The organism is Zeimonas arvi (assembly GCF_008039575.1).
In the GTDB taxonomy this organism is placed as follows: Bacteria; Pseudomonadota; Gammaproteobacteria; order Burkholderiales; family Burkholderiaceae_E; genus Zeimonas; species Zeimonas arvi.
The window spans coordinates 567,661-578,904 of sequence record NZ_VDUY01000002.1 but is presented as its reverse complement, the minus strand read 5'-3'; the positions used below and the strand labels follow the sequence as shown (position 1 = coordinate 578,904).

The following is an 11,244-nucleotide window of genomic DNA, read 5'->3' as shown; positions in this document are numbered from 1 at the left end:
GAAAATGTCCGAAGTCCAACGTCCGATGATGACCACCGAGCGCTTCATCCGCATCTTCGCCGGCGCGATGGTCCTGCTCTCGCTGGGTCTGGGCGTGCGGGGCAGCCCGGTCTTCGTCAGCCCGAACTTCCTCTGGCTGACCGCCTTCGTCGGTCTGAACCTGTTCCAGAGCGGCTTCACCCGTCTGTGTCCGCTCGAGACCCTGCTGCGCCGTGTCTTCAAGATGCCCAGCGGCGAGGGTGGCGCGGCCTGCAGCCGTTGAGAATCGGGCCGCGGCCTGCGCAACCGCAGCCTGCTGCAACCCGAACCGGTGGCCGCGATCGCTCCGGTCGCGGGCGCCTGACAGGAGTCTGGCAATGCCCGAAGTCGATACCTCCCAGGCCGAAGCGGGCCGGGCGCCCGAGGGCGCGCTGGCGCACGGCGAGGGACGCAAGGATGTCCTGCGCCGCCTGCGTCGCGTCGAAGGACAGCTGCGCGGCGTGATGCGAATGATCGAGGAGGGCGAAGGCTGCATGCCGGTCGCCCAGCAGCTGAGCGCGGCCCGCAAGGCGCTCGACGCAGCGTTCTTCCGGATGACCGTCTGCTATCTGGAGCAGGAGCTCGCCGATGGCGAAGGCCTGGACGACGAGACGGCCGAGAAGCTGCGCATCGTGGGCACGCTGCTGGGCAAGTACGGCTGAGAGAATGCGGGACCCGATCCAGATCGTATGGAGCCCCGCATGACCGACATCCCGCAGGCCGCCACGCCGGCCTTTGCCACCACCGACCTGTGTGACGACAACGAGCCGCTGCTGGCCACCGGCGAATTGCGCGTCCTTCCGCCGGCGTTCCGCGCCTGGGGCCGGCACGCGCGCTTCGCCGGCCCGGTGGCCACCGTGCGCTGCGACGACGACAACTCGATGGTGCGCAAGGCCCTCGAGACGCCCGGCCAGGGCCGCGTGCTGGTCGTCGACGGCGGCGGCAGCCTGCGCTGCGCGCTGCTGGGGGGCAACCTGGCGGTGCTGGCCGAGAAGAATGGCTGGGCCGGCGTGCTGGTCGACGGCTGCGTGCGTGACACCGCCGAGATCGACGCCTGCCGGCTCGGCGTGCGGGCGCTGGCCGCGCATCCGCGGCGCAGCGACCGCCGCGGCAGCGGCGAGCGCGAGGTGTCCGTGGAGATCTGCGGCGTGAAGATCGCCCCCGGCGACTGGTGCTATGCGGATGCGGACGGCGTGGTGATCGCCGACCGGGCGCTGCACCCAGTCTGAGCCGGTGGCGACGCGCGTTCAGCGCACGGTCCGGACCCGCAGCACCTCGAGCCGAGCGTCGATCACGCCGGCCTGCATCATTTCCAGCTGCTCCGCCGCGGCCTGAGACACATCGCCGATCCGGCCCCGGGTCGAGGGGCCGCGGTCGTTCACGCGAACGATCACGCTCTTGCCGTTCTCGATATTGGTGACCCGCACCCGGGTGCCGAAGGGCAGGGTGCGGTGAGCCATCGTCATCGCCTCGGGGTCGAAGCGCTCGCCGCTGGCCGTGCGCCGGCCGGCGAACTTGCGGCCGTAGTAGGCGATCCGCCCGGTCTGGATGACCCGCTCGGGCGTGCGGTCCGCGTCGCCGCGTCCGGGCTCCGGGCGGGAGCCGGGGGCCGTTTCCGAAGAGCCTTCCGAGGCCGGCCGCGCGACCAGCGACTCCAGCGGGGCGGTCAGGAAGGGCGGGCCGCCGGGCGCGCCGGGCCTCGGCTGGGCATGGGCCGGCTGCGCGGCGACGGCGACCAGCAGGCCGCAGGCGGCGGCCAGCCGGGCCGCGAATTGAAGCGTCGTCGGGATTCGGTCGATCATGTTCCGTTCTTCGATCGGCGTCAGCGCCTCGGGGAAGCATCCTAACCTGCCGGACCGGCGGGTGCGCCTCGCGTCAGCGGGGCGGTCGATCAGAAGCGGATCGCGACCTTTCCGAAGTGCCGGCCCGAGCGCAGGTGCTCGAGCGCGGACAGCAGTTCCTCGAAGGCGAACTCGCGGTCGACCACCGGCTTCAGGCGGTGCTGCGCCATGGCCCGCGACATCGCCTCGAAATCGTCGGTGTTGCCCACGGTGATGCCCTGCATCCGGATGTGCCGGGTGACGACCTGGCCGAGCGGCGCGGCCAGCGTGCCGCCGGAAAGCACGCCGATCAGGCTGATCGTGCCGCCGGTGCGCACCGCGCGCAGCGACTGCGCGAGGGTGTGCTGGCCGCCCAGCTCGATCACGTGGTCCACGCCTTCGCCGCCCGCGATCTCGCGGGCGCGGCGGCCCCATTCGGGCACCTCGGTGTAGTTGATCCCTTCGTCGGCGCCCAGTTGGCGGGCGCGCGCCAGCTTGGCGTCGGCGGACGAGGTGACGATCACGCGCGCGCCGTGCATCCTGGCGATCTGGATCGCGAAGAGCGCCACGCCGCCGGTGCCCTGCACCAGCACGGTGTCGCCCGCGCGGATGCGGCCCTCGGTCACCAGCGCGCGCCAGGCGGTCAGCGCCGCGGTGGGCAGCGTGGCCGCCTCGACGTCGCTCAGGTGCGCAGGCGGCGCGGCGGCGGCGGTCTCGTCGACCACCATGTACTCGGCCATCGTGCCGTCGACCTCGCTGCCCAGCGCCTGCTCGAACTTCCGGTTGTCGGGCGCGCCCGAGGCCCAGGTCTGGAAGTACATCGGGCAGGCGCGGTCGCCGACCCGGAAGCGGGTCACCTCCGGCCCGACCGACTCGACGACGCCCGCGCCGTCGCACAGCATGATCAGCGGCAGCGGCTTCATCCGCTGGCCGTAGCCCCGCAGCGGCACCAGCAGATCGCGGTAGTTGACCGCCGCGGCGCGCATCGCGATCCGGATCTGGCCGCGACCGGGCACCGGATCGGGCCGCGCGGACAGCTTCACGCTGTCCATCGACCAGTTGCCTTCGACCTGAAAGACCTTCATCGGGCGATCTCCTCGATGTGCTCGGTGCCGGCGGCGCGGGAACGCGGTGTCCGCGACGCCCGTTCGTTCGGTCAAAGCAGGCCGTCGAAGGCAATGCAGTCGACTTCGTCGCCCACTGCCACCGACTCCTGCCCATGGTGCAGGACCACGATGCAGTTCGCCTCGGACATCGACCGCAGCACGCCCGAGCCCTGGCTGCCGATGCTGCGCACCGACATCGCGCCGCCGGCCTCGCGGAACAGGCGGGCGCGCTGGTACTCGGTGCGGCCCGGACGCTTGCGGAAGGCGGTCTGGGAGCGGGCGCGCACGAAGGGCAGCGCTTCGTGCTCGGCGCCCATCATCCGCAGCAGCGCCTCGCGGGCGAAGAAGTAGAAGGTGATCATGACCGCCACCGGATTGCCGGGCAGTCCGAAATAGGCGGCGCTGCCGATCTTGCCGAAGGCCATCGGGCGGCCCGGCCGCATCGCGATCGTCCAGAACGCAATGTCGCCGAGCTTGTTCATCACCTGCCTGGTGAAGTCGGCCTCGCCGACCGACACGCCGCCCGAGGACACGATCGCGTCGGCCGATTCGGCGGCGATCCGTACCGCGCGCTCGAGCGACTCGGGGTCGTCGCGCACCACGCCCATGTCGATCACCTCGACGCCGAGCCGGGTCAGCATGCCCCAGATCGTGTAGCGGTTGCTGTCGTAGACCTCGCCCGGCGCCAGGGGTTCGCCGACCGAGCGCAACTCGTCGCCGGTGGAGAAGAAGGCCACGCGCAGCCTGCGTCGCACCGGCACCTCGGCGAAACCCAGCGAGGCCATCAGGCCCAGGTCGGCCGGCGCGATTCGCTTGCCTGCGCGCAGCGCGGGCTTGCCGCAGGCAAGGTCTTCCCCGCGCAGCCGGCGGTTCTGGCCTGCCTGCTGGCCGGCCGGAATCTCGACCTGGTCGCCCTCGACCCTGACCACTTCCTGGATCACGACCGTGTCGAAGCCGTCGGGGATCACCGCGCCGGTCATCACCCGTACCGCCTCGCCGGGACCCGCGCGCCCGGTGAAAGGCGCGCCGGCGAGCGCGGTGCCGGCCACGCGCAGGCGGGTCGGTGCGTCGGCCGCAAGATCCGCGGCGCGCACCGCGTAGCCGTCCATGGCCGAGTTGTCGTGCGAGGGCACGTCGATCGGCGAGACCAGGTCTTCGGCGAGGATGCGGTCGAGCGCGGAGCGGATCGCCACCCGCTCGACCGCTTCGACCGGCGCCACCACCCGCTCGACGATCTCGCGCACCCTGGAGACCGGCAGCGCCCGCGGGTCGTAGTCGGACAGGCAGCTGATGGCCTCGGCCAGCGACATGCCGTGGTCGGGAAGGGTGCGCGATTCGGTCGTCATGGCGGCGTTCAGTCTCGGGCGGGCGGCGATTCGTTCTGCCGCAGTTCTTCCTGCGTGTTGATGTTCCGGAAGGAGGCTTCGTCGGGGAAGTCGACCTCCACCACGCGCAGGGGCGCGTACCAGGCGTCGATCTTTCGGCGGCCGCTCGCCAGGAAGGCCTCGAGGTTCGCCAGCAGCGAGCATTCCGCCAGCGCGAAGACCGGATGCGCCTGGCCGTCCCGGGTGCGGGCGACCGCCAGCTGGGCGGGGCCCCCGGGTGCGCCCTGCAGCGCATGCCAGAGCCGCGCGACCAGGTCTTCCGGCAGGAAAGGGGAGTCGCAGGGCGCGGTCACGATCCAGGGCGTGGCCGCGGCCCGCATGCCGGCGTGCAGGCCGGCCAGCGGTCCCGCGTAGCCCTCGATGGCATCGGGGATCACCGGGTGACCGAAGGCCGCGTAGCGATCGGCATTGCGGTTGGCGTTGATCAGCAGCGCGCCCACCTGCGGCGCCAGCCGGCCGATGACGTGGGCGATCATCGGCCGTCCGCCCAGCAGGGCCAGCCCCTTGTCGACGCCGGCGCCGTCGGCGCTCATCCGGCGGCCCAGGCCGCCGGCCAGCACCAGTCCGGTCACGAGCGCCCGGGTCTCGTCGGGCAGGCGGGTCATGCGAAGTCGGTGACCGGCAGGCGCAGGAAGCGCTCGCGGCCGGTGAACAGCAGGTAGTGCCTGCCCTGGCAGCGGCCGATCATCGTGATGCCGATCCGGCGCGCGATGTCCCAGCCCATCTGCGTGAGGCCCGAGCGCGACAGCAGGAAGGGAATCCCCATCTGTGCGCACTTGATGACCATCTCGGAGGTGAGCCGCCCGGTGGTGTAGAAGATCTTGTCGTCGCCGGCCACGCCCTCGAGCCACATCCAGCCGGCGATCGCATCGACCGCGTTGTGGCGGCCCACGTCTTCCACGAAGCGGAGGATCTCGCCGCGGTCGTCGCCGGCGTTCGAGCACAGCGCGCAGCCGTGCACCGCGCCGGCCACCTTGTAGATGGACTCGTGCCTGCGCACTCGCTCCATGACGGTGTAGAGCGTCTCCTCGGTCAGCTGGCGGCCGGCCGGCAGGCTGATCCGATCCAGTTCGTCCATCAGGTCGCCGAACACCGTGCCCTGGCCGCAGCCGGTGGTCACCGTGCGGCGGCCCAACCGTTCGTTCAGGGGCTCGCTGCGTTCGGCGTCGTCCCAGATCGCGATGCCGCGCTCGGCCAGCGAGCGCGAGGTGATCGCCACCGAATCGGTCTCCCAGTCGACCTGCACCGAGGCGATCTCGTCGATGCCGGCGAGGATCCGCTGGTTGCGCAGGTAGCCGAGGGCGAGGTGGGCCGGCGCCGCGCCCAGCGTCATCAGCGTGACCAGTTCGCGCTTGTCGAGATAGAGCGTGAGCGGATGCTCGCCGGCGATCGCGGTGGGCACGGTCTCGCCGCGCTCGTTGACCGCGTCGACGTCGAAGGTGGTCGGCCGGGGCTCGTCGACGAGCGTGGGGCGAAGGTGCTGCGCCGGGGCGGGCGGCATCGGGCTCAGCCTCCGATGTAGGACATTTCGATCTTGCGAAGGCCGGCGGTGGCGGCCGAGCGGATCTCGGAATAGCGGTCGTCGCGGGCCCGCCAGATGGTGCCGATCGCCGCCTCGAGGCTGCGGTCGTCGGCGCCGCCGCGCAGCAGCGCGCGCAGGTCGTGGCCGGAGTCGGCGAAGAGGCAGGTGTAGACCCGGCCTTCGGTGGACAGCCGCGCCCGCGTGCAGTCGCCGCAGAAGGGCTGGGTGACCGAGGAGATCACGCCGATCTCGCCCGCGCCGTCGGCGTAGCGCCAGCGCTCGGCGACCTCGCCAGGGTAGTTCGGGTCGATCTGTTCGAGCGGGAAGGCCTCGTGGATCCGGCGCACCACCTCGGCGCTGGGCAGCACGTCGTCCATCTGCCAGCCGTTGGAGGCGCCGACGTCCATGAACTCGATGAAGCGCACGATGTGGCCGCTGCCCCGGAAATGCCGCGCCATCGGCACGATCTCGTGGTCGTTGACCCCCTTGCGCACCACCATGTTGATCTTCAGGGGCCGCAGGCCCGCGGCGTCGGCCGCCTCGATGCCGGCCAGCACGTCGGCCACCGGGAAATCGACGTCGTTCATCTGGCGAAAGACCGTGTCGTCCATGGCATCGAGGCTTACCGTGACCCGGCGCAGCCCCGCCTCGCGCAGTGCGCGCGCCTTGCGGCCCAGCAGGGATCCGTTGGTGGTCAGCGTGAGGTCCAGCGGCTCGCCGGCGGCGGTGCGCATGGCCGCCAGCCGCTCGACCAGGCGCTCGACGTTCTTGCGCAGCAGCGGCTCTCCGCCGGTCAGCCGGACCTTCTCGACTCCGTGCGCGACGAAGGCGCGGACCACCCGCTCGATTTCCTCGAAGGTGAGCAGCGAGGACTGCGGCAGGAAGGCGTAGTCGCGGTCGAAGACCGACTTGGGCATGCAGTAGGTGCAGCGGAAGTTGCAGCGGTCGGTGACCGAGATGCGCAGATCGTGCAGCCGACGGCCCCGCCGGTCGGCCAGCAGACCGGTGGCGGGCGGCGCGTCGGCCGGCGCCTCGGGCACCCGGGCCTGGTAACGCAGGTCGGCAATGGGGATGATGCGTTCGGTCATGACGTTGCGGTTGCTATCCTTGCATGTTAACAAGCCGCCCGCATCGACACGGAGAACACATTGAGCGAGCACGACTATCGCCTGCCGCGGGACACCGAGCCGGCTGGGGACGCGGTGCCCCTGCACTGGGTCGATGCGATCCCGGTCAGGGCGCGCTTCGTCGCGGAATCGGTCGGCGGGCGCTGGGCCATCACCCAGTGGCGGCTGGCCGCAGTGGAACCGGCCGAACCGGAGGCCCCCGACACGCTGCCGCTCGAGATCTTCGTGGACGAGGCCGACGGCTACTACCTGAACCTGAGCAGCGGCGAACCGTCGATCATGGTCCGCTGGCGCCTGCCCGAGGACATCTCGGGCGTGATCGGCGAGGCAGGGGAGCCGGTCGCGATCGCAGTCACGCTGAGCTACGACGAGGCGGGCCGCTGGATGGACGGCGGCGAGCGGGTCGACCGGGTGCCGATGCCGGCCAAGATGGCCGAGTGGCTGGCCGAGTACGTGAAGCTGCACTGGAAACCCGAGGACAAGCCACGCAAGCGCCGCGGGCCCAAGGCTTCCTTCATGCGGCGCGACGAATTCGCGCAGCTGGTCGAGCGCGAGCGGCAGCGCTTCTCGCCCGGCCCGGGCGGCGAGGGGTCCGGCAATGGCTGAAGGCTTCCTTTCGCGCTGGGCGCGCCTGAAGCGCGAGCGCGACTCGGCTGAAGGCGAGCCGCCGGCAGCGGTGCCGGACGGCGTGCCGGCCGACCCCTGGCCGGCGACGGCGGAAGCCGATGTCGACGAACGTCCGGACAAGGCGGCGCAAGGCCCCTCGGTCGCTGCAGTCCAGGCGGGCGAGGACCGGGGCGACACGCCGCCGCGAGAATTGCCGTCGATCGACTCGTTGACGCCCGAATCGGATTTCACGCCCTTCCTGCGGCGCGATGTCGCGTCGGCGACCCGCAACGCAGCGCTCAAGAAGCTCTTCGCCGATCCCGCCTTCAACGTGATGGACGGGCTCGACGTCTACATCGAGGACTACAGCCAGACGACGCCGATTCCCGAAGGTCTGCTGCGCCGCCTGGCGCAGAGCCGGGCGGTCGGCCTGTTCGACGAAGCGGTCGAGGAGCCTCGAGTCGGCGAGCCGCCCCGCGTCGCGTCGACTGCCGCGTTGGGGGCGCCGGGTGCGCCTCCCGAAGGCGCGGCGCCCGTGCAAGTCGGGGCCGGCGCTGGCGAGGCGGGCGTCGGGGCGCAGGCGACCCCCATTGCCACGGATCCCCAGGGCGAGGTGGCGGGCCCGCAGACCGAGGTGGCGAAGCCGCAAGGCAATCGGTCGCCGGAATAGAGGTGCTGCCAGTACGGCTGTCGGCAGAAGGCCCGGGGGTGAGACAGGGTTTGCCTGCCTTTCGAAGGAGCCCATCTGGCAAGGCTGCCAGTATTGCTGATAGGATCATGTGAAAGCCTGAGCACAGGCCGCGCGCCTCGCATTCCGCAAGCCGGATCGGGGCCAGGATCCGATCGATTAGAACTACAGCAGAGCCCGCGAAATTGGAGACTAAGGTCCTTGCCTGCAGCTGCAACCGGACGGTTGCGCTGGATGGTGCCCTGGAGGCCTTGCCCGCGCGTCCCCCGATGCGCGTGGATCGCGTGGACTCCCTGTGCCGCCGCGACCTTTCCCGCTTCCTCGACGCGGTGGAGGGCACCGACGACGTGCTCGTCACCTGCACCCAGGAAGCCCCTGTCTTTCGCGAGCTCGCCGAAGGCAGGCGGTCGGTCGCACCGCTTCGCTTCGTCAACATCCGCGAACTGGCGGGCTGGGGCGAGCAGGGCGAGCGCGCGGGCCCGAAGATCTCCGCGCTGGTCGCCATGGCGGCGGCCGCCACGCAGGATGCGGTGCCCACCGTCAGCTATCGCTCGGCGGGCAGGGTGCTGATCGTCGGCGATGCCGGCGCTGCGCTCGACTGGGCGGAGCGGCTCAGTGGAACCCTGTCGGTCTCGGTGCTGGTCACCGGCCGCGCCTGGGCGCCCCTGCCGGCAAGCCGCGAGTTCCCGGTCGCTTCCGGCGACGAGGTCGAGATCGAGGGCTGGCTCGGCGCCTTCCAGGCGCGCTGGAAGCAGCGCAACCCGATCGACCTCGAGGCCTGCGTGCGCTGCGGTGCCTGCCAGGCCGCCTGTCCGGAAGGCGCGATCGGCGAGGGCCTGCAGGTCGACCTCGAGCGCTGCAAGTCGCATCGCCAGTGCGTGAGCGCCTGCGGGGAGATCGGCGCGATCGACTTCTCGCGACTCGATACGACGCGTGGCGGCAGCTACGACCTGATCCTCGACCTGCGCCGCGAGCCCGCGTTCCGCGCCCACGAGTTGCCCCAGGGCTACCTGCACCCGGGCAGCGACCCGGCCGAGCAGATGCAGGCCGCGCTGAAGCTATCGACCCTGGTCGGCGAGTTCGAGAAGCCCAGGTACTTCCGCTACGAGGCACGGATCTGCGCGCACGGCCGCAACGGCAAGACCGGTTGCACGGCCTGCATCGACGTCTGCTCCACCGGCGCCATCACGTCGCAGGGCGACACGATTCGCGTCGAACCCTTCCTGTGCATGGGTTGCGGCGGCTGTACCGCGGTGTGCCCGTCCGGCGCGATTTCCTACGCGTTCCCGTCGGCGTCCTCGCTCGGCGCGCGAATCCGGACCGGCCTCGCTGCGTTCCGCGCCGAAGGCGGCCGCGACCCGCATCTGGTCTTCCACGACGATGGCGCCGGCCGCGTGCTGCTCGAGTCGCTCGCACGCGCGCGCCCCGGCGATGCCGCGCGCGGGCCGGCCGCGAGGCGGCCGGTCGCGCCCGGCCTGCCGGCCGACCTGATCCCGGTGCCGGTCCATCACCCCGGTTCCGTGGGGCTCGATCTCGCGCTGGGGGCGGTGGCCTGGGGCGCCGCGTCGGTCACCGTGCTGTTCACGCCGGACACCGACGAAGGCTATTTCGAGGCGCTGACCCGGCAGTTCGAGACCGGCCGCGTGCTGCTCGCCGCCCTAGGCCTGCAGGGCCCGCGCCTGCGCGCGCTGCGCACCGACGATCGGCTGGCGCTGCACGCAGCCTTCCGTGCCACCGCGGGCCTGCCGGCGGTCGACGTCCCCGCCAGTTTCGCGCTGCCCGACGAAAAGCGGCGGGCGATCGAGTTCGCGGTGCAGCATCTGGTCGAACGCGCCCGTGCGGGCAAGCGCGAGGTCCCGCGCGAGACGCCCCTGCCGGCGGGCGCGGCGTTCGGCACCTTGCAGGTCAGTCAGGACAGTTGTACCTTATGCCTTGCCTGCGTGGGCGCGTGTCCGGAGTCGGCGCTGCAGGACGGCGGCGAACTCCCGCAGCTCCGGTTCATCGAGCGGAACTGCGTCCAGTGCGGGTTGTGCGCGACCACTTGCCCCGAGCAGGCGATCACGCTCGAATCGCGGTATCTGTTCGACGAGGAGGCGCGGTCGGCCCGGGTCCTGAACGAAGCGCAACCTTTCCACTGCGTGTCCTGTGGCAAGGCGTTCGGCACCCGGCAGATGATCGAGAACATGACTGCCCGGCTCACCACACATTCGATGTTCGGCGGAGAGAAGGCCTTGCGCCGGCTCCAGATGTGCGCCGATTGCCGGGTCGCCGACATGTTTTCCACCAATGACGAGGCCACGATCTTCGACTTCACCGGGCCCGGAGGCAGGGGATGAGCGAGCCACGCGCCTTGCCAATGGCCGCGGCGCTCGCCGACGAGGACCAGGCGCGCCGCGACTGGTACCTGCTGCTCGGCCGGCTGTTCGCGGCGCCGCCCGACGCCGCCACGCTCGCCGCGGTCGCGGCTGCGGCGCCGGCGGGCCATCCCGGTTCCGAGGCGCCCCCCTTCCTGCAGGCGGTGGCCGGGCTCGCGGAGGCCTGCGCCCAGGCCGAGCCCGCGGCGGTCGCCGAGGAATACGACGCCGCATTCATCGGGGTCGGCAAGTCCGAGATCTTCCTGTACGCCTCCTGGTACCTGAGCGGCTTCCTGCACGATCGCCCGCTGGTGGCGGTTCGCGAGCGGCTCGCCGAACTGGGGCTGGCCGGCCGCGCAGACATCGGCCAGACCGAAGACCATTTCGCCGCGCTCTGCGAGACCATGGCGATCCTGATCGGCTCCGCCGATCCCCGGCTGTCCTCGCTGGAAACCCAGCGCGATTTCTTTTCCCGGTTCCTTGCCCCGTGTTTCGAGCCGCTGTGCGATGCGATCGAGCACTCGGGTCTCACCGATTTCTACAAGCATGTGGCGCGACTCGCGAGGGTGTTCCTCTCGATCGAGCGCCAGGCCTTCGACTTCGAATGAAGGAGTGACG

Annotated in this window: 13 protein-coding genes; 7 read left to right on the top strand and 6 right to left on the bottom strand. The window is 71.2% G+C overall.

All coding sequences use genetic code 11. From position 1 onward, the window contains the following. Positions 1-4 precede the first annotated feature (4 nt). From FHP08_RS07175 to rraA, 3 genes are all read left to right on the top strand, one after another. On the top strand, positions 5-262 hold the full coding sequence (locus FHP08_RS07175) for a YgaP family membrane protein (protein ID WP_407703994.1): 258 nt from the start codon (positions 5-7) through the stop codon (positions 260-262). 94 nt (positions 263-356) lie between these two features. Then, entirely contained in the window at positions 357-680 is a 324-nt protein-coding gene (locus FHP08_RS07170) for a metal-sensing transcriptional repressor (RefSeq protein ID WP_147703685.1), read from the top strand. 39 nt (positions 681-719) lie between these two features. Then, positions 720-1,247: a ribonuclease E activity regulator RraA gene (rraA, locus tag FHP08_RS07165; protein WP_147703684.1), complete on the top strand. Its 528-nt coding sequence runs from the start codon at positions 720-722 to the stop codon at positions 1,245-1,247. 18 nt (positions 1,248-1,265) lie between these two features. On the opposite strand, the gene FHP08_RS07160 is transcribed toward rraA, so the two are convergent. From FHP08_RS07160 to moaA, 6 genes are all read right to left on the bottom strand, one after another. Continuing rightward, positions 1,266-1,820 carry a septal ring lytic transglycosylase RlpA family protein gene (locus tag FHP08_RS07160; protein WP_147703682.1) on the bottom strand — a complete coding sequence of 185 codons (555 nt, stop codon included), beginning with the start codon at positions 1,818-1,820 and terminating at the stop codon, positions 1,266-1,268. An 89-nt stretch (positions 1,821-1,909) separates the two neighbouring features. Beyond that, entirely contained in the window at positions 1,910-2,923 is a 1,014-nt protein-coding gene (locus FHP08_RS07155) for a zinc-dependent alcohol dehydrogenase family protein (protein WP_147703680.1), read from the bottom strand. A gap of 71 nt (positions 2,924-2,994) precedes the next feature. Next, entirely contained in the window at positions 2,995-4,290 is a 1,296-nt protein-coding gene (gene moeA, locus FHP08_RS07150; protein ID WP_147703678.1) for a molybdopterin molybdotransferase MoeA, read from the bottom strand. Positions 4,291-4,298: 8 nt separating this feature from the next. Beyond that, positions 4,299-4,934 carry a molybdenum cofactor guanylyltransferase MobA gene (gene mobA / locus FHP08_RS07145; RefSeq protein ID WP_147703676.1) on the bottom strand — a complete coding sequence of 212 codons (636 nt, stop codon included), beginning with the start codon at positions 4,932-4,934 and terminating at the stop codon, positions 4,299-4,301. Further along, positions 4,931-5,830 (bottom strand): formate dehydrogenase accessory sulfurtransferase FdhD, encoded by a 900-nt coding sequence (locus tag FHP08_RS07140; RefSeq protein WP_147703674.1) that lies wholly within the window; start codon positions 5,828-5,830, stop codon positions 4,931-4,933. The genes mobA and FHP08_RS07140 overlap by 4 nt, the downstream gene beginning before the upstream one ends. Positions 5,831-5,835: 5 nt before the next feature. Continuing rightward, positions 5,836-6,939, bottom strand: coding sequence for a GTP 3',8-cyclase MoaA (gene moaA / locus FHP08_RS07135; protein WP_147703672.1), 1,104 nt, complete (start codon positions 6,937-6,939; stop codon positions 5,836-5,838). 60 nt (positions 6,940-6,999) lie between these two features. Between moaA and FHP08_RS07130 the strand changes: the two genes are divergently transcribed. The 4 genes from FHP08_RS07130 (at position 7,000) to FHP08_RS07115 (ending at position 11,234) form a co-directional block, all read left to right on the top strand. Beyond that, positions 7,000-7,584 (top strand): DUF3305 domain-containing protein, encoded by a 585-nt coding sequence (locus FHP08_RS07130; RefSeq protein ID WP_187272200.1) that lies wholly within the window; start codon positions 7,000-7,002, stop codon positions 7,582-7,584. Further along, complete coding sequence (locus FHP08_RS07125) at positions 7,577-8,254, top strand: DUF3306 domain-containing protein (protein WP_147703668.1); 678 nt, start codon at positions 7,577-7,579, stop codon at positions 8,252-8,254. Before FHP08_RS07130 ends, FHP08_RS07125 begins: the two co-directional genes overlap by 8 nt. A gap of 269 nt (positions 8,255-8,523) precedes the next feature. Continuing rightward, the gene (locus tag FHP08_RS07120; protein ID WP_225879058.1) at positions 8,524-10,608 is read left to right on the top strand and encodes a 4Fe-4S binding protein; all 2,085 of its coding nucleotides are present in this window, start codon (positions 8,524-8,526) and stop codon (positions 10,606-10,608) included. Then, positions 10,605-11,234, top strand: a complete 630-nt coding sequence (locus tag FHP08_RS07115; protein ID WP_147703666.1) for a TorD/DmsD family molecular chaperone — start codon at positions 10,605-10,607, stop codon at positions 11,232-11,234. The genes FHP08_RS07120 and FHP08_RS07115 overlap by 4 nt, the downstream gene beginning before the upstream one ends. Positions 11,235-11,244: the final 10 nt, after the last annotated feature.